Here is a 16,120-nt window from a genome sequence, read left to right on the forward strand (position 1 = left end):
CATGCCGCACGGCAGCACGTGCTGTGCCGCAGCGGCGGTTGCACAAGGAAGCACCGGCGCCAGCGGGGCGCCGGCGCGGGAGACAGGCGGGACTTACTTCTTGGTGCCGCCGGGCTTGGCCGGATTGGCGGCCGGGTTGGAAGCCTGGCTGGCGGCGTCGAGCAGGCCGCTCTGCATGGACTTCCACGCGTCCATGTTGCGCTGGGTCAGGTCGTTGAGCATCGACCAGGGCGTCTGGCCCAGCAGGCTGTTCAGCTGGTTGCGGAACTGCTGCTGCTGGTCGAGAAACACCTGCAGGCTGCGCTCCAGATAGGGGCCCATGAAGCCTTGCAGCGAGTCGCCGTAGAACCGGATGATCTGGCTCAACAGCTGCGGCGACAGCATCGGCTGGCCCTTTTCCTCGTGCTCGGAAATGATCTGCAGCAGCACCGAGCGGGTCAGGTCCTCGCCGGATTTGGCGTCGCGGACTTCGAAGGTTTCGCTGTCGAGTACGAGCTGACGGACCTCTTCCAGCGTGATGTAGCTGGAGATTTCCGTGTCGTACAAGCGACGGTTCGGATACTTCTTAATGGTGCGGATCGTTTGTGCCATGCGGCGGAAACTACCAGAACGTATTGCGCCGCACCAGTCGCCGCCAGCACGGTTTTGCTGCACTTTTCCGGCGCAGCAAATTTGGATCGATCTTGCCCGATGACTGGTCTGCTAGTGCTCAATCAATGGTCTGCTAGTGGCCTGCCGCGCCGCCGGCGCTGCCAAACGGGGGCTTGGCGAACCAGAGCACCGGGATCAGCGCCACGAACAGCACCGCGCACAGCCAGAACACGTCGTTCACCGCCAGGGTCAGCGCTTCGCGCGTGAGCACCTGGTCGACCACGCCCAGCCCGCGCATGCCGGGCAGGCCGCCCTGGGCCAGCCCCTGCAGGTACTGGGTGGCGGCGGGATGGGCCGGCGACACGCTCTCGGTGAGGATGGCGTGGTGGAACTCGCCGCGGTGCTGCCAGATCGTCACCGTCACCGCGGTCGACACGCTCGAACCCATGGTGCGGCAGAAATTGGCCAGGCCCGAGGCGCTGGCGATCTGGTTGCCCGGCAACCCCGCCAGGTAGATCTGGTTCAGCGGAATGAAGAAGCACGCGATCGCCGCACCCATCACGAAGCGCGGCAGCACCAGGCTGGCGAACGAGGCGGAGCTGTCGAAGGTCGAGAACCACAGCGAGGTGCCGGCGAAGATCAGGAACGCCGCCGTCACCACCGCGCGCAGGTCCAGGCGGTTGATATTGGCGCCGATCACCGGCGACATCAGAAACGCCAGCACGCCCACCGGCGCAGTGGCCAGGCCGGCCCAGGTCGCGGTGTAGCCCAGCGTGGTCTGCAGCCACAGCGGGAACACCACGTTGATGCCGAAGAACGCCATCATGCCCAGCGACAGCGCGGTCACGCCGACGGTGAAATTGCGCCGCTTGAACAGCGACAGGTCCACCACCGGATGCTTGGCATGCATCTCCCACACGATCAGGAAGACGATGCACACCAGCGCGGTGATGCCCAGCACGGTGATCAGAGTGGAGGAGAACCAGTCGTTGTCGTTGCCGTTGTCCAGCATGAACTGCAGGCAGCCCACGCCCACCACCAGCAGCACCAGGCCGACCAGGTCGATCGGGGTCTTGAAGGTCTTGGTCTCGCGCTTGCGCAGCAGCGCCCAGGTGATCACCGCCGCCAGCGCGCCGACCGGCACGTTGATGTAGAAGATCCACGGCCAGGAAAAATTGTCGGTCAGCCAGCCGCCCAGAATCGGACCGAAGATCGGCGCCACCACCACCGTCATCGCCCACATCGCCAGCGCCATGCCTTGCTTGGCTTTCGGATAGCTCGACAGCAGCAAGGTCAGTGAGAGCGCCACCATCGGGCCGGAGCCGGCGCCCTGCAGCAGGCGCGCGATCACCAGCATCGGCATGCTGGTGGCCAGGCCGCACAGCATCGAGAACAGCACGAACAGGCCGACCGAGGCGATGAAGGTCTTCACTTCGCCGAAGCGCCGCGCCAGCCAGCCGGTGAGCGGCTGCATGATCGCGCTGGCCAGCGCGTAGGAGCTGATGGTCCAGGTGCCTTCGCTGGCGCCGACGCCCAGGCTGCCGGCGATATGCGGCACCGCGACGTTGACGATGGTCATGTCCAGCACCTCCATGAAGGTGCTGAAGGCGACCGCGATGGTCAGCAGGACGAGCGCGCCGCCCTGCAGCGGTTTCGGCGGAGCGGCTTCGTTAGGCGTGGTGGCCATGGGCGGTCGTGGCTCAGCGGCTCTCGCCGCGGCTGAGGTTGGCGCCGATGATCTTCTCGGCTTCCGCATCGGCCTGGGTGGCCATCTGGTCGTAGACCTTGGTTTCCGCGGTCGGCGTCTGCACCGGCGACTGCGCCAGCACCGGGCCGCGGTCGTCGGTGATGTCCACCGTCACTTCGGTGGACAGGCCGATGCGCAGCGGATGCTTGTCCAGGTCCTGGTTGTCGATGGCGATGCGCACCGGCACGCGCTGCACCACCTTGATCCAGTTGCCGGTGGCGTTCTGCGCCGGCAGCAGCGAGAACACGCTGCCGGTGCCGGCGCCCAGGCCGATCACCTTGCCGTGGAATTCCACGCTGCCGCCGTACACGTCGGCGGAGAAGTGCGCGCTCTGGCCGATATGGATATGGCGCAGCTGGCTTTCCTTGAAGTTGGCGTCGATCCACAAATCGTGCAGCGGCACCACCGTCATCAGCTGCTGGCCCGGCTGCACGCTGTTGCCGACCTGCACGCTGCGCTGGGCGACGTAGCCGGACACCGGCGCGAAGATCGCATTGCGCTGCGCGGCGACCCAGGCGGCGCGGAAGTTGGCGCGCGCCTGTTCGACGGCCGGGTTCTGCGCGATCTCGGTGCCTTCGATGGCGGCGTGCGAAGCGCTGGCCTGGGCGACGGCGGCATCGAGCGCGGTCTGCGCCTGCTCCACGCCATCGCGCAGATGCTGCACCACTTCCGGCGCTTCGGCATGCTCGGCCAGCAGCGGCAGATGGCGCTGCAGGTCGGCCTGGGCCTTCTTCAGATCCACCCGGCGTGCGGCGACGGCGGCGTCGGCGCTGCTGGCCGAATCGGTCTGCTGGCGCACTTGGCGCACGGCCTGGGCCAGCGCGCTGCTGGCCTGGCGCAGGCGCACGTCGCCGTCGGTGCGGTCCAGCCGCACCAGCACCTGGCCGGCGTCGACACGCTGGGTGTCGTCGGCGAGGATCGCCACCACGGTGCCGGGCACCTGGGCGGAAATCGCCACCTGGTTGCCGCCCACATAGGCGTTGTCGGTGGTCTCGCGCTTGGACAGCACCAGCAGCCACAGCAGGAACCAGCCCAGCCCCAGCGCCACGAATACCAGCAGCACGATCAGCAGCGCGCGGCGCCGCTTGCCGGGGTTCTTCGCGGCCAGGCCGCTGTCGTTGTCGTCCTGCCGCGTGGCGGCGGAATCAGTGGCGCTCATGATCGGCGTCTCCGGCGATAGGGTTTGAAGTGGAAGAAGAAGAGGCGGGCAGTGCATCGCCGGCGACGCGGTAGCCGCCGCCCAGCGCCTTGATCAGCGACAGATCCGTGGACAGCGCCTGCGCCTGCAGGCTCAGCGCGTCGTCGCGCGTCTGCAGCAGCTGGCCCTGCGCGCCCAGCGATTCGCGGATATCGCGCACGCCCTGGCGCGCGCGGGCCTGGGCGCTGGCCAGCAGGCTTTCGTTGGCGGCGATCTGCGCCGCCTGTTCCTTGCGCCGTGCGACGAGCTGCTGGGCGGTGAGGCTCTGCAGCGAGACGTCGCGCGCGGCGGACAGCACGGTGCTGTTGTACTGCGCCACCGCGGCATCGAGCTGGGCCTTGCTGGCGTGGAAGTTCGCCTGCAGCAGGCCGCTGTTGAAGATCGGCAGGTGCAGTGCGGGGGTCAGCGAGAACACGCGGCTGGAGGCGTTGAACATCTTGTCCAGGTCGATGCTGGACAGCCCGGCCATCGCCGACAGGCTGATGTCGGGGAAGAACTCGGCACGCGCCGCATCGGTCTGCTTCAGCGCCGCTTCAACCTGCCAGCGGCTGGCGGCGATGTCGGGGCGGCGCGCGATCAGGTCCATGCCGACGTTGGGCGGCAGGCCGCCGTCGAGCGCCGGCAGTGCGCGCGGCGCCAGCGCCGGCAGTTGGGCGGGAGCCACGCCGAGCAGGCTGGCCAGCGCGGTCTGGCGGATCTTCGCTGAGCTTTCCAGCGCGACCAGCAGTTCGCGCGCGGACGCCTGCTGGATGCGCGCCTTCTGCGCGTCGTCGGGCAGGTCCACGCCCTGGTGCACGCGCAGGTCCTCGACGCGGACGTACTGGTCTTGAGTGGCCACCTGCTTGCGCGCGACATCGATGCGCGCTTCATCGGCCAGCCAGCCGAAATAGGTGTCGGCCACGGCGTTCTGGATCGACAGCGCCGCGGCGCTGCGCTGTGCCGCGGCGGCGCGCGCCTGGTCGACGGCTGCGTCGATCGTCGCGCGCTGCTTGCCCCACCAGTCGAAGTCGTACTGCGCCTGCACGCCCAGGTCGCCCTGGTTGTACCAGGTGAAGCCGAGGAACTTGGACGGGATCAGCCCGTTCTCGCTCATGCGCTGGCGCATCACCTGCGCACTGCCGTTGACGCTGAGGCCGGCCTGCGCGGCGGCGATGCGGATCGACTGCTGCGCGGACTCCAGGCGCGACTGCGCCTGGGCCAGGTCGGGCGAGCCCTGCATGGCGCGCTCGATCAGGTCGTCGAGCTGCGGATCCTGATACTGGCGCCACCATTCGCTGGCGGGCCAGCCGGCGCGGGCAGGGGCTTCGAGGCCGGCCAGCGGGACTTCGTCGCGCAGCGTCGGGTGTTGCACCTTGCCGGGAATCGCGCAGCCGGCGAGGGCCACGGCGACGGCCACGACCAGCGCGACACGTGGGTGGAACAGCGGGAGCTTGAACGGAGTAGCGATCATGGATGGGAGTCCGATCCGATGAGTTGGTCGATATTGGCGGCCACTTTGCGCAGCAGCTGTTCGAGCGTTTTCTGCTCGGTGGCGCTGAGGCTGGCGAAGGCGCCGTGAATGCGCGGGAAAAGCGTGGGCAACAGCTTGCGCACGAAGCGCCGGCCAAGCGGGGTGATGCTCAGCTCGACGCGGCGGCGATCTTCGTCGCTCGATGCGCGCGTGACGAAACCCTGCTGCACCAGCACGTTGGTGATGCGCGTCATATTGGTCGGGCTCTGCTGCGCGTAGCCGCACAGTTCGCTGGGCGACGTGCGCCCGCCCGGGGCGGTGTAGACCATCATCAGCGTGCGGAAGTCGCTGTCGCTCAAGCCGTGCGGCTTGAGGATGTGTTCGATCTCCTCGATCACTGCATTGCCGGCCATCAGCAGCATGCGCAGCAGCACGGCTTCCTGCACCGGCAGGCCGGGCACGCTCTCGCTGGCACGGTGAATGCCGGCGTTCATATGATCCATGCGGATTAGCAGGCCGGACATTTCACCAAGAAATATTACTTCAATGAACTATTAGGCTAGCAGCGGCCCGCCCCGGGCTGCAAGTGGACTTCAGGCGTGGCCGAACAGCCGGGCGGCGTTGGCGGTGGTGGCCGCGGCGAGGTTCGCCTCGCTGTCGCCGCGCAGGGCGGCGACCACGCGCAGCACGTCAGTGATGTGCGCGGGCTCGTTGCGTTGCCCGCGATGACCGGCGCCGGGTTGGTCCGGCGCATCGGTTTCCAGCAGCAGATGCTCGATCGGCATGCCGGCGACGATGCGGCGGAGGCGCTGCGCACGCTCGTAGGTAATGGGCCCGCCGATGCCGAGGCAGAAGCCCAGCCGCCACAATTGTTCGGCCTGCTGCTCGCTGCCGGAAAAACTGTGCACCACGCCGCGCAGGCCGCCGATGCGGCGCAACGTGGCGGTGACTTCGTCCACCGCGCGGCGCGCATGCACGATCACCGGCAGCTCGAATTCGCGCGCAACCTGCAGTTGCTGTTCGAAGTAGCTGCGCTGCCGTTCGCGGTCGAGTTCTTCCAGGAAATAGTCCAGCCCGATCTCGCCCACGGCCACGGCGGGGTGCTCCGCCAGCCACTGGGTCAGCTCGGCGACATGTTCGGGCCGGTGCTGTTGCAGATAGATCGGATGCAGGCCGTAGGCGGGCAGGGCCTGCGGGTACTGCGCGCACAGCCGCGCGATGCCGGCCCAGGAATCCCGGTGGATGGCGGGCACCACGACATGGCGCACGCCGGCTTCCAGTGCCCGGTGCATGACCTCGGCGCGATCCGGGTCGAAACTGCCGTCGTCCAGGTGCGCGTGGCTATCGGTTAGATCGATCACAGGAATGGAAGGCCAACGGGGCTAGGATAGGGCGGCTCGGTCTAGCCAACATTCAGTTGACCGAGGGTTCAATGATTTCACTACGGATCGCTTTGAATGGCGCGGGGTGCGCCAGTGGTCCATCCAGGAGAGCATTATGAGCAGGTTCGTCATTTCCGCGCTTCATCTGGGGCTTGGTGCCGTGCTTGCGGTGGGCCTCACGGCCTGTAACCGCGACGCGAACGCCGACGGCGGCGTGGGTGGCACGGCTTCGCAGGCGCAGTCCGCGGCTGCAGGTCCCAAGTACGCCCGGGTGGTCAGCGTCACGCCGGTGCGCGACCAGGCCAGCGCACCGCAGCAGGTCTGCCACGATGAAGTGGTCACGCAGCGGGCTCCGGTAAAGGATCAGCACCAGATCGCCGGTACCGCCATCGGCGCGGTCGCGGGCGGTCTGCTCGGCAACCAGGTCGGCGGCGGCAAGGGCCGCACGCTGGCGACGGTCGCCGGCGCGCTCGGCGGCGGTTACGCCGGTCACGAGATCCAGAAGAACCGCCAGGAAAACAACACGGTTTCGTCGACCCAGCGCCGCTGCAACACGGTGGCTGGCAAGGGCGGCGACAAGATCGTCGGCTACGACGTGGCCTACGAGTACAACGGCGTGACCCGCACGATCCGCATGGATCACGATCCGGGCGATCGCGTGCAGGTGCAGGAAGGTGTGGTTGCCGTCTCCGACGCCGCCCATTGACCTTTCTTCTTGAGGAGGACCGCAGCATGAACACTACGCTCAGCAAACGCCTGGCCACGGCGGCCGTCGCCGGCTGCTTCGCCCTGCTGACGGCCTGCGCCACGCCGCCGCCGCGTTCGGGTGGCTACTACGGCGGTGGTGGTGGCGGCGGCTACAGCAACGACGGGGGCTATCGCTCCAGCCGTTGCGTGCAGTGCGGCACGGTCGAGGATGTGCGCGTGGTGAACGTGGACAAGAGCGCGTCGCCGCTGGGCATGGTGATCGGCGCCGTCGCCGGTGGCCTGCTCGGCAACACCGTGGGCAAGGGCAATGGCCGCACCGCCGCGACCGTGGTCGGTGCGGTGGCCGGTGGTGCCGTCGGCAACGAAGTGGGCAAGCGCAACGGCAGTCCGGACCAGGCCTTCCAGGTTTCGGTCCGCCTCGACGATGGCCGCTATGCGACGGTGACCCAGGCCGACGATCCGCAGATCCGCCAGGGCGATTACGTGGAGATCCGCAACAACCGCATCTATCGCCACTGACGTATAGGCGTCTAGACGTCCAAATGAAAAGGCCCTCGAATTCGAGGGCCTTTTTTTGTGCTTCGGGTTTTGTGTTTAGTTGACGGCGTAGAACGCGTGGTCGCCGATCTTGCGCACGACGCGGCTGGTACTCCAGGCCGGCGCCACCGCGGTGGTGGCGAAATGGTCGGCGTGCGGAACGTAGACCATGCGCTCGCCCATCGGCAGATTCCAGTTGACGATGGAATCGCCGGCGATCTTCCACGCCTTGCCCCAGGCATTGAGATCGGTCACTTCGAACGTGCTGGTGGTGGTGGTGGTGGCGAACTGCCGTGGTGCATTGACCACTTCGCACACGTTCTTGCCCCAGGTGCCGCGATCGCGGCGACGGAGCGCTACTTCGGCCACGGCGAACTGGCCGATGGTCGACTCGCTGCGGGCTTCGAGATACACCGTCGTCGCCAGGCAGGTCTGGTCGGCGAGGGGTTGGGGCAGCACGGACGCAAGCCACAACAGCATGGAAAGTTTCATTCTGCCTCCAACGTGCTGTACGCGCCGATCCGGTGCTGCTGGATTGGAACGCCGTTGCGATGGACGGGCGGGCAGGCCGTTCCACCTGGATTGAACACGCGTTGGCCGAAACTTGTGGCCGCTGCGGTTTGCCACGGAATGTGGCGTCGAGCGACTGATCCGACCTCGCTCGTTACTGCTGCCTTGGCGCTTGCGGACTCTTTCGATATCCGATGGCCAGCAACTTGTTCCGCCATTTGGCGGTGGTTCCTCCGGCCTTATCGGCCGGGTCGCGCCGCGATCCGGACCCCTCCGGTTCGTCGCGTATGAGACATCCGTCAAAGGGATGTCTGTCGAGTGTGACCGGCGGAGCCTAGTGGCAGGTTTTCTTTATGGCAAGTGCCGGGCGGGTCGGGTTCACGTTGTACTCACAATCGCAAGAACATCGCTGATACATCGGCGAACTTGTTCGCATCACGCAGGCCAGCGTTCGCGCAATTCGATGTCGATGATGTCTTCGTTCCATCTCAGCGCGTGAGATTTTGCTTGCTCGGCGAGTGCGTCGTTGATAATGGCGAGCGCGCTGTGCGCATCGTTGGTCAACACGTTATCGAGCACCACTGCGACATCGCTCTGTGCGTCGCGCAGCACGCTGCCCGGTGGCAGCGCTTGCGACAATACGACGCAATGCATATGCCGCTTGTGGCCACCGCGAAAATGCAGGCGCGCAGCGATTTCCTGCCCTGGATAGCAGCCTTTGTCGAACGCGACAGCCTGCAATCGTTCCAGCGACAGTGCCGGCGGCAGCAGCGAATCGAGCGCGCTGTCCGGCAGCCATGGCCAGCCGAGATGAATCTGTTCGGCGCGCCATGCATCGTCTTCGCGCGCACCGATGGTCATGCTGTGCGTGCCGCAACCGAGTACGACGACATCGCCGCGTTGTTCGACCGTGTGCGACTCCATCGCTGCGCTCGTGCCGAGTGCGCGCACCGGCAGCGCCTGCAACGTCAGCTTGGAACGAAACACGAATCGCCGCAGCGCATCTGCCAGTGGCTCGACGCGTCCGCCGCGCAGCATCAGCAGCAGACTGTGCTCGCTCACTCGCGCCAGCTGGAACAGCGCGCGCACGCGTCCCTGAGCGTCGAGCCAGGCGCTGAACTGCCAGCGTCCGACGGCCAGGTCGGCGGCATTGCCGCTGAATTGGGCTTGGGCGAACGCGATCGCGTCGGCGCCTTCGATGAACAGGGTTTCGGCTTGGAATGTCGCGGGCATGGCGGCACGGATGGGGGCGGACCGGAGCATCCGCAAGGCGGGCGGGGCAACTCGTGGGTCAAGCCGGGCGGCAGTCGTCAAGGTTGTGCCGTTTTAACGCAAGTATTAACCTTTGTCGGCTTACTGAACCCATGTCCGACACATCCTCTCATCCCGAATCCAAGCCCGTACCCGCTCCGGCGGACGGAAATTCCGTGCCTGCCGGCAAGGAACAGGGCAAGGCTCCGGCGGAGCGGCCGGCACCCGATCCCACCCGCTACGGCGATTGGGAAAAAAACGGGCGCTGCATCGACTTCTGACCGCCGCGCCGGCGCGTGACGCGTCGGCATGGTGGCCATGGGACGGCGTACGGACATAAGCGATTCCACACAGGATAGCCGCCATGGCAGACACGCGACGACCGCTCTCTCCGCATCTACAGATCTATAAGTGGCAAGTGCAGATGGTGACCTCCATCGTGCACCGCGTCACCGGCATCGCCCTGGCGGTCGGCACCTTGCTGATCATGTGGGGCCTGCTCGCCCTGGCCGGCGGCGAAGCCAGCTTCAACCAGTTCAAGACCTGCATCGGCAGCCCGATCGGGCTGGTCCTGCTGTTCGGCTGGAGCTGGGCGCTGTTCTTCCACCTGTGCAACGGCATCCGCCACCTGGTGCAGGACGCCGGCGCCGGCTACGCCATCGCCCAGTTCGTGCGTTCGAGCTGGCTGTCGGTGATCGGCAGCCTGGTGCTGACCGTGCTGGTCTGGGTCTACGTGCTGACCGGAGGTGCCGCATGAGCGCCGACTCCAAGGATCTGCGCAATCCGCTCAAGCGCGCACGCGGCCTGGGCTCGGCCCAGTCCGGCGTGGGCCACTGGTGGACCCAGCGCCTGACCGCGGCGGGCCTGGTCTTCCTCGGCATCTGGTTCGTGGCCTTCGTGCTGTGCTCGCTGCACGCCGACTACGCCACCGCCAGGGCCGCCGTGGCCAAGCCGTGGAACGCGCTGCTGCTGATCGCTTTCACCGTCACCGCGTTCTGGCATGCCGTGCTCGGCCTGCAGGTGGTGCTCGAGGACTACGTGCACACCCGCTGGCTCGAAGTGGCGTCGCTGGTGTTGATCAAGTTTGTCGCCGTGCTGGGCGCGCTGGCCTGCGTGCTGGCCGTCGTGCGCGTGGCGCTGGGAGTCTGAGTTCGATGGAAGCCTACAAAGTTCAGCAGCATAAGTACGACGTGATCGTGGTCGGCGCCGGCGGCGCCGGCCTGCGCGCCACCTTCGGCCTGGCCGAGAAAGGCCTCAAGGCCGCCTGCATCACCAAGGTGTTCCCGACCCGCTCGCACACCGTGGCCGCGCAGGGCGGCATCTCGGCCGCGCTGGGCAACATGGGCGAGGACGACTGGCGCTTCCACTTCTACGACACCATCAAGGGTTCGGACTGGCTGGGCGACCAGGACGCGATCGAATACATGTGCCGCGAGGCCATTCCCTCGATCATCGAGCTGGAACACTACGGCGTGCCGTTCTCGCGCACCGAAGAGGGCAAGATCTACCAGCGCCCGTTCGGCGGCATGACCACCCACTACGGCAAGGGCACCGCGCAGCGCACCTGCGCCGCGGCCGACCGTACCGGCCACGCCATCCTGCACACGCTGTACCAGCAGGCGCTGGCGCATGACGCCACCTTCTTCATCGAGTACTTCGCCACCGACCTGATCTTCGACGAAGAAGGCGTGTGCCGCGGCGTGCTCGCGCTGGACATGAACGAGGGCACCCTGCACGTGTTCCGCGGCCATGCCGTGGTGCTGGCCACCGGCGGCTACGGCCGCGCCTACTTCAGCGCCACCTCGGCGCATACCTGCACCGGCGACGGCGGCGGCATGGTGCTGCGCGCCGGCCTGGCCCTGCAGGACATGGAGTTCGTGCAGTTCCACCCCACCGGCATCTACGGCTCCGGCTGCCTGATCACCGAGGGTGTGCGCGGCGAGGGTGGTTACCTGACCAACTCCAACGGCGAGCGCTTCATGGAGCGCTACGCGCCGAACGCGAAGGACCTGGCCTCGCGCGACGTGGTCAGCCGCGCCATGACCATGGAAATCCGCGAAGGCCGCGGCGTCGGCGAGCACAAGGACCACATCCACATCAACCTGATGCACCTGGGCGCCGGCGTGATCCACGAACGCCTGCCGGGCATCGCCGAGTCGGCGCGCATCTTCGCCGGCGTGGACGTGACCAAGGAACCGATCCCGGTCATTCCCACCGTGCACTACAACATGGGTGGCATCCCCACCAACTACCACGGCGAAGTGGTACAGAAGCGCGGCGACGACGTCGACGCGGTGGTGCCGGGCCTGTTCGCCATCGGCGAGGCCGCCTGCGTGTCGGTGCACGGCGCCAACCGCCTGGGCTCCAACTCGCTGCTCGACCTGGTGGTGTTCGGCCGCGCGGTGGCGCATCGCTGCGCCGAGATCGTCAAGCCGGGCGCCTCGCACAAGGACCTGCCGGCCAGCGCGCTGGACCAGGCGCTGTCGCGCTTCGACGGCCTGCGCTACGCCAAGGGCAGCCTGCCGACCGCGAAGATCCGCGCCGAAATGCAGCGCACCATGCAGAGCGACGCCGCGGTGTTCCGCACCGGCGAGTCGCTGAAGGAAGGCTGCGCGAAGATCTCCAAGGTGCACGACTCGTTCAAGGACGTCGGCGTCAGCGACCGCTCGCTGGTGTGGAACTCCGATCTGATCGAGACCCTGGAGCTGTCCAACCTGCTGGGCCAGGCCGTGGCCACCATGTACTCGGCCGAGCAGCGCCCGGAGAGCCGCGGCGCACATGCCCGCGAGGACTTCCCGGACCGCGACGACCACGACTGGCAGAAGCACACCCTGGTGTCGGTGGACGACAACGGCAAGGCGAACTTCGATTTCCGTCCGGTGCACATGTACACCATGACCTCGGACGTCGAAGTGGTTCCGCCGAAAAAGCGCGTTTACTGAGACCGGACTGGAGATACGACCGTGGCAGAGTTCACGCTACCCAAGAATTCCAAGGTCCAGCCGGGCAAGCACTATCCGGCCAAGGATGCCAAGCAGCCCCGCACCTTCCGCATCTATCGCTGGACGCCGGAAGACGGCCAGAACCCGCGCATCGACACCTATGAGGTCGACATGGCCGCGTGCGGCCCGATGGTTCTGGACGCCCTGTTGAAGATCAAGAACGAGATCGATCCGACGCTCACCCTGCGCCGCTCCTGCCGCGAAGGCATCTGCGGTTCGTGCGCGATGAACATCGACGGCACCAACACGCTGGCCTGCACCAAGGCGATCACTGACTGCGCCTCCGGCGACGTCAAGATCTACCCGCTGCCGCACATGCCGGTGGTGAAGGACCTGGTGCCGGATCTCACCCACTTCTACGCCCAGTTCGCATCGATCAAGCCCTGGCTGCGCACGCAGAGCCCGGCCCCGGCCGACAAGGAGCGCCTGCAGTCGCCGGAAGACCGCAAGAAGCTCGACGGCCTGTACGAGTGCATCCTGTGCGCCTGCTGCTCGACCAGCTGCCCGAGCTACTGGTGGAACGGCGACAAGTACCTGGGCCCGGCCATCCTGCTGCAGGCCTACCGCTGGATCGTCGACTCGCGCGACGAGGACACCGGTGCCCGCCTGGACGACCTGGAAGACCCGTTCAAGCTGTATCGCTGCCACACGATCATGAACTGCGCGCGCACCTGTCCCAAGGGCCTGAACCCGGCCAAGGCGATCGCGGAGATCAAGAAGCTGATCGTGGAGCGCCGCGCGCCCTGAGCGCCGTTCCTGTCCCATCCTCATGGCCCGCGGCTCGCCGCGGGCCATGTCGTTTCAGAACCCCGGTTCCTATCGAGCGCACTGCCATGGACGAAGCCCGCATCAAGCGCCTGCGCTGGCGCACCCGCCGCGGCACGCGCGAGCTGGACGCCTTGTTCGGCGGCTGGCTGGATGAGCGTTTCGCGCAGGCGGACGAGGCCATGCGCGTGGCCTTCGACGAACTGCTCGACGTGCAGGACCCGGACCTGTGGGACTGGGTGATGGGCCACGCGCAGGCGCCGCGCGCGGACTGGCAGGCGATCATCGATGACATCCGCGCCCGCCATCGGCTTTGAGTACGCGCCGTCGCGCCTGCTCGCGCGCAGCTGCGCGGGCCTGGCCTGGCTGGCGCTGCTTGCGGTCTGGCTGTGCGGCATGCCGTGGTGGGGCAAGTGCGCCATGAGCTGCGTGCTGGCGGCGGCGCTGCTGGCGGAACGGCGCCGGTGGCTGCGCCCGGGGGTCACCTCGGCCGGGTGGGCCGCCGATGGCGGCTGGACGCTGCGCGATGCGACGTCGACCGATATCCAGGCCATGCTGCTGTCGTCCCGCGTGCTGGCCGGATGCGTATGGTTGCGCCTGCGGCTGGCCTCGGGACCGGCGCTGAGCCTGCTGCTCGCACCGGACAACAGCGACGCCGACCTGCGCCGGCGCCTGCGCATGCGCCTGGCCGCCGCGCTGCCGGCCGGCTGAGCGCCGGCTTGCCGAACCGCAAGGCTTGGGGCACTCTGCCGCGGCGCCGCGGTCTGATCCCGCTGACCATGGCACCAGCTATGGCGTCCTGCGCGATGCCCGGGCGGCCAGCCCAACGAATCCCACGAGCGACCCGTCCATGTTCCGACCGCTAGAGCTTTTCATCGGCCTGCGCTACACGCGGGCCAAGCGACGCAACCAGTTCATCTCGTTTATCTCGACCGTCTCCATCGTCTGCATCGCGATCAGCGTCACCGCGCTGATCACCGTGATGTCGGTGATGAACGGCTTCGACAACGAGCTGCGCACGCGCATCCTCGGCGCCATCTCGCACGCCACCGTGTCGGGCCTGGCCGGCGAGAGCGTGCAGAACTGGGAGCGCGCGATCCAGATCGCCGAAGCCAACCCGCACGTGCGCGGCGCCGCGCCCTACGTGGAGGCGCAGGCCTTCCTGCAGGCGCGCCGTTCCAGCGGCGCGCTGGTGCGCGGCATCGATCCGGCGCAGGAGCCGAAGGTCTCCGACATCGACAAGCACATGATCGACGGCAAGCTCGACGTGCTGCAGCCGGGCAAGTGGAACATCGTGCTGGGCCGCGAGCTGGCCATGTCGCTGGGCGTGGCGATGGGCGATCACGTCACCATGGCGGTGCCGGAATTCCGCGCCACCCCGATGGGCAGCGTGCCGCGCCTGCGCAGCTTCACCGTGGCGGGCATCTTCGAGCTGGGCATGCAGGAGTTCGATTCCAACCTGGCCCTGATCAGCATGCAGGACGCGCAGCGCCTCAACAGCATCGACGGCCCCACCGGCATCCGCCTGCGCCTGGACGACATGTTCAATGCGCGGCCGGTGGCGAAGGAGCTGGCCAACAACCTGGGCCAGGTCTACCGCATGGATACCTGGATGGACAGCCATGCGAATTTCTTCTCCGCCATCTCGATGGAGAAGAAGGTGATGTTCATCATCCTCTCGCTGATCATCCTGGTCGCGGTGATCAACCTGATCTCGATGCTGATGATGCTGGTCACCGACAAGCAGGCCGACATCGCCATCCTGCGCACGCTGGGTTCCACGCCGCGCAGCATCATGGGCATGTTCATGGTGCAGGGCGTGCTGGTGGGCTTCGTCGGCATCGGCTTCGGCGTGACGTTGGGTTCGCTGCTGTCGTGGCGGCTGCCGCAGATCGTCAAGTGGATCGAGCGCACCTTCCACACCACGTTCCTGTCGCCGGACGTCTATTACATCAGCGAGCTGCCCAGCCGATTGCAGATGGACGATGTGGCCAAGGTGGCGCTGGTGACCTTCCTGTTCTCGCTGCTCGCCACGCTGTACCCCGCGTGGCGCGCGTCGCGCACGCAGCCGGCCCAGGCCCTGCGCTATGAGTAAGTTTATGACCGAAAATGCCACCGTGCTGCGCGCCAGCAACATCGCCAAGACCTACGAGGAAGGCGGCCTGCACACCGACGTGCTCAGCGACGTCAGCTTTGCGCTGAAGCGCGGCGAGACGCTGGCCATCGTCGGCGCCTCCGGCTCCGGCAAGAGCACGCTGCTGCATATCCTCGGTGGCCTGGACACGCTGACCAAGGGCGAGGTCGAAGTCGAAGGGCAGCTGTTGTCTTCGCTGTCCGACGCCGAGCGCGGCCGCGTGCGCAACCGCTCGCTGGGTTTCATCTACCAGTTCCACCATCTGCTGCCCGAGTTCACCGCGCTGGAGAACGTGTGCATGCCGCTGCTGATCCGCGGCATGCCGATACCGGAGGCGCAGAAGCGTGCGTCCGAGCTGCTGGAGCGCGTGGGCCTGGGCAACCGCGTGGCGCACAAGCCGGCGGAACTGTCCGGTGGCGAACGCCAGCGTTGCGCCGTGGCGCGCGCGCTGGTGACGCGGCCGGCCTGCGTGCTGGGCGACGAGCCCACCGGCAATCTCGACGAAGGCAATGCGGATCACGTCTACGAGCTGATGCTGGAGCTCAACCGCGAGATCGGCACCAGCTTCGTGCTGGTGACGCACGACACCCGCCTGGCGGCTCGCATGGACCGCACGCTGGAGCTGCATAACGGCGTGCTGCGGGAACGTCCCGCGCATTGATCGAGTGCTCGGCCGACGCGACGCGTCGGCCGATGCCTACCGTGCTTTCGGACTTGCTTCGGACTTCACCGCGCTAACTTGAGCCATCCCCAAGGATGGATCAGAGCAGTGCGCGGACTTGGAGTCATCGGGCTGGCGCCGGCATTTCTTGCCGGCGTGCTGGCAATGCAATGGATGCCGGTGC

The 16,120-nt window shown here is 67.0% G+C and carries 19 protein-coding genes; 11 read left to right on the forward strand and 8 right to left on the reverse strand.

The window, feature by feature from the left end:
• Window positions 1–93: 93 nt before the first annotated feature.
• From phaR to AB4083_RS03435, 6 genes are all read right to left on the reverse strand, one after another.
• Entirely contained in the window at window positions 94–591 is a 498-nt protein-coding gene (phaR, locus tag AB4083_RS03410; protein ID WP_441606336.1) for a polyhydroxyalkanoate synthesis repressor PhaR, read from the reverse strand.
• 133 nt (window positions 592–724) lie between these two features.
• Window positions 725–2,278 (reverse strand): DHA2 family efflux MFS transporter permease subunit, encoded by a 1,554-nt coding sequence (locus AB4083_RS03415; RefSeq protein WP_441606337.1) that lies wholly within the window; start codon window positions 2,276–2,278, stop codon window positions 725–727.
• Between the two features lie 13 nt (window positions 2,279–2,291).
• The gene (locus AB4083_RS03420; RefSeq protein WP_441606338.1) at window positions 2,292–3,497 is read right to left on the reverse strand and encodes an HlyD family secretion protein; all 1,206 of its coding nucleotides are present in this window, start codon (window positions 3,495–3,497) and stop codon (window positions 2,292–2,294) included.
• Window positions 3,484–4,986 (reverse strand): efflux transporter outer membrane subunit, encoded by a 1,503-nt coding sequence (locus tag AB4083_RS03425; RefSeq protein ID WP_441606339.1) that lies wholly within the window; start codon window positions 4,984–4,986, stop codon window positions 3,484–3,486. The genes AB4083_RS03420 and AB4083_RS03425 overlap by 14 nt, the downstream gene beginning before the upstream one ends.
• Window positions 4,983–5,480, reverse strand: coding sequence for a MarR family winged helix-turn-helix transcriptional regulator (locus AB4083_RS03430; protein ID WP_441606340.1), 498 nt, complete (start codon window positions 5,478–5,480; stop codon window positions 4,983–4,985). The genes AB4083_RS03425 and AB4083_RS03430 overlap by 4 nt, the downstream gene beginning before the upstream one ends.
• A 99-nt stretch (window positions 5,481–5,579) precedes the next feature.
• Entirely contained in the window at window positions 5,580–6,344 is a 765-nt protein-coding gene (locus AB4083_RS03435) for a TatD family hydrolase (RefSeq protein ID WP_441606475.1), read from the reverse strand.
• Window positions 6,345–6,483: 139 nt separating this feature from the next.
• Between AB4083_RS03435 and AB4083_RS03440 the strand changes: the two genes are divergently transcribed.
• Complete coding sequence (locus tag AB4083_RS03440) at window positions 6,484–7,074, forward strand: glycine zipper 2TM domain-containing protein (RefSeq protein WP_441606341.1); 591 nt, start codon at window positions 6,484–6,486, stop codon at window positions 7,072–7,074.
• Between the two features lie 26 nt (window positions 7,075–7,100).
• Window positions 7,101–7,595, forward strand: coding sequence for a glycine zipper 2TM domain-containing protein (locus AB4083_RS03445; RefSeq protein WP_441606342.1), 495 nt, complete (start codon window positions 7,101–7,103; stop codon window positions 7,593–7,595).
• A gap of 75 nt (window positions 7,596–7,670) precedes the next feature.
• On the opposite strand, the gene AB4083_RS03450 is transcribed toward AB4083_RS03445, so the two are convergent.
• The gene (locus AB4083_RS03450; RefSeq protein WP_441606343.1) at window positions 7,671–8,093 is read right to left on the reverse strand and encodes a cell wall hydrolase; all 423 of its coding nucleotides are present in this window, start codon (window positions 8,091–8,093) and stop codon (window positions 7,671–7,673) included.
• 465 nt (window positions 8,094–8,558) lie between these two features.
• The gene (ygfZ, locus tag AB4083_RS03455; RefSeq protein WP_441606344.1) at window positions 8,559–9,356 is read right to left on the reverse strand and encodes a CAF17-like 4Fe-4S cluster assembly/insertion protein YgfZ; all 798 of its coding nucleotides are present in this window, start codon (window positions 9,354–9,356) and stop codon (window positions 8,559–8,561) included.
• Between the two features lie 194 nt (window positions 9,357–9,550).
• Between ygfZ and AB4083_RS03460 the strand changes: the two genes are divergently transcribed.
• From AB4083_RS03460 to lolD, 9 genes are all read left to right on the forward strand, one after another.
• Window positions 9,551–9,655 carry a DUF1674 domain-containing protein gene (locus AB4083_RS03460; RefSeq protein ID WP_441606345.1) on the forward strand — a complete coding sequence of 35 codons (105 nt, stop codon included), beginning with the start codon at window positions 9,551–9,553 and terminating at the stop codon, window positions 9,653–9,655.
• 83 nt (window positions 9,656–9,738) lie between these two features.
• Window positions 9,739–10,131 (forward strand): succinate dehydrogenase, cytochrome b556 subunit, encoded by a 393-nt coding sequence (gene sdhC / locus AB4083_RS03465; RefSeq protein WP_441606346.1) that lies wholly within the window; start codon window positions 9,739–9,741, stop codon window positions 10,129–10,131.
• The gene (sdhD, locus tag AB4083_RS03470; RefSeq protein WP_441606347.1) at window positions 10,128–10,523 is read left to right on the forward strand and encodes a succinate dehydrogenase, hydrophobic membrane anchor protein; all 396 of its coding nucleotides are present in this window, start codon (window positions 10,128–10,130) and stop codon (window positions 10,521–10,523) included. Before sdhC ends, sdhD begins: the two co-directional genes overlap by 4 nt.
• A 5-nt stretch (window positions 10,524–10,528) precedes the next feature.
• The gene (gene sdhA, locus AB4083_RS03475) at window positions 10,529–12,316 is read left to right on the forward strand and encodes a succinate dehydrogenase flavoprotein subunit (protein WP_441606348.1); all 1,788 of its coding nucleotides are present in this window, start codon (window positions 10,529–10,531) and stop codon (window positions 12,314–12,316) included.
• Between the two features lie 21 nt (window positions 12,317–12,337).
• The gene (locus AB4083_RS03480) at window positions 12,338–13,123 is read left to right on the forward strand and encodes a succinate dehydrogenase iron-sulfur subunit (RefSeq protein WP_441606349.1); all 786 of its coding nucleotides are present in this window, start codon (window positions 12,338–12,340) and stop codon (window positions 13,121–13,123) included.
• A gap of 86 nt (window positions 13,124–13,209) precedes the next feature.
• Window positions 13,210–13,458, forward strand: a complete 249-nt coding sequence (locus AB4083_RS03485) for an FAD assembly factor SdhE (protein WP_441606350.1) — start codon at window positions 13,210–13,212, stop codon at window positions 13,456–13,458.
• Window positions 13,430–13,852 carry a protein YgfX gene (locus tag AB4083_RS03490; RefSeq protein WP_441606352.1) on the forward strand — a complete coding sequence of 141 codons (423 nt, stop codon included), beginning with the start codon at window positions 13,430–13,432 and terminating at the stop codon, window positions 13,850–13,852. The genes AB4083_RS03485 and AB4083_RS03490 overlap by 29 nt, the downstream gene beginning before the upstream one ends.
• A 139-nt stretch (window positions 13,853–13,991) precedes the next feature.
• The gene (locus AB4083_RS03495; RefSeq protein ID WP_441606353.1) at window positions 13,992–15,236 is read left to right on the forward strand and encodes a lipoprotein-releasing ABC transporter permease subunit; all 1,245 of its coding nucleotides are present in this window, start codon (window positions 13,992–13,994) and stop codon (window positions 15,234–15,236) included.
• A gap of 4 nt (window positions 15,237–15,240) precedes the next feature.
• The gene (gene lolD / locus AB4083_RS03500; RefSeq protein WP_441606354.1) at window positions 15,241–15,936 is read left to right on the forward strand and encodes a lipoprotein-releasing ABC transporter ATP-binding protein LolD; all 696 of its coding nucleotides are present in this window, start codon (window positions 15,241–15,243) and stop codon (window positions 15,934–15,936) included.
• Window positions 15,937–16,120: the final 184 nt, after the last annotated feature.

The organism is Dyella sp. 2RAB6 (assembly GCF_052115385.1).
In the GTDB taxonomy this organism is placed as follows: Bacteria; Pseudomonadota; Gammaproteobacteria; order Xanthomonadales; family Rhodanobacteraceae; genus Dyella_D.

Coding starts and splice junctions, on each gene's coding strand:
- phaR (WP_441606336.1), bottom strand. CDS start 591: ATGGCACAAACGATCCGCACCATTAAGAAGTATCCGAACCGTCGCTTG.
- AB4083_RS03415 (WP_441606337.1), bottom strand. CDS start 2,278: ATGGCCACCACGCCTAACGAAGCCGCTCCGCCGAAACCGCTGCAGGGC.
- AB4083_RS03420 (WP_441606338.1), bottom strand. CDS start 3,497: ATGAGCGCCACTGATTCCGCCGCCACGCGGCAGGACGACAACGACAGC.
- AB4083_RS03425 (WP_441606339.1), bottom strand. CDS start 4,986: ATGATCGCTACTCCGTTCAAGCTCCCGCTGTTCCACCCACGTGTCGCG.
- AB4083_RS03430 (WP_441606340.1), bottom strand. CDS start 5,480: ATGAACGCCGGCATTCACCGTGCCAGCGAGAGCGTGCCCGGCCTGCCG.
- AB4083_RS03440 (WP_441606341.1), top strand. CDS start 6,484: ATGAGCAGGTTCGTCATTTCCGCGCTTCATCTGGGGCTTGGTGCCGTG.
- AB4083_RS03445 (WP_441606342.1), top strand. CDS start 7,101: ATGAACACTACGCTCAGCAAACGCCTGGCCACGGCGGCCGTCGCCGGC.
- AB4083_RS03450 (WP_441606343.1), bottom strand. CDS start 8,093: ATGCTGTTGTGGCTTGCGTCCGTGCTGCCCCAACCCCTCGCCGACCAG.
- ygfZ (WP_441606344.1), bottom strand. CDS start 9,356: ATGCCCGCGACATTCCAAGCCGAAACCCTGTTCATCGAAGGCGCCGAC.
- sdhC (WP_441606346.1), top strand. CDS start 9,739: ATGGCAGACACGCGACGACCGCTCTCTCCGCATCTACAGATCTATAAG.
- sdhD (WP_441606347.1), top strand. CDS start 10,128: ATGAGCGCCGACTCCAAGGATCTGCGCAATCCGCTCAAGCGCGCACGC.
- sdhA (WP_441606348.1), top strand. CDS start 10,529: ATGGAAGCCTACAAAGTTCAGCAGCATAAGTACGACGTGATCGTGGTC.
- AB4083_RS03485 (WP_441606350.1), top strand. CDS start 13,210: ATGGACGAAGCCCGCATCAAGCGCCTGCGCTGGCGCACCCGCCGCGGC.
- AB4083_RS03490 (WP_441606352.1), top strand. CDS start 13,430: ATGACATCCGCGCCCGCCATCGGCTTTGAGTACGCGCCGTCGCGCCTG.
- AB4083_RS03495 (WP_441606353.1), top strand. CDS start 13,992: ATGTTCCGACCGCTAGAGCTTTTCATCGGCCTGCGCTACACGCGGGCC.
- lolD (WP_441606354.1), top strand. CDS start 15,241: ATGACCGAAAATGCCACCGTGCTGCGCGCCAGCAACATCGCCAAGACC.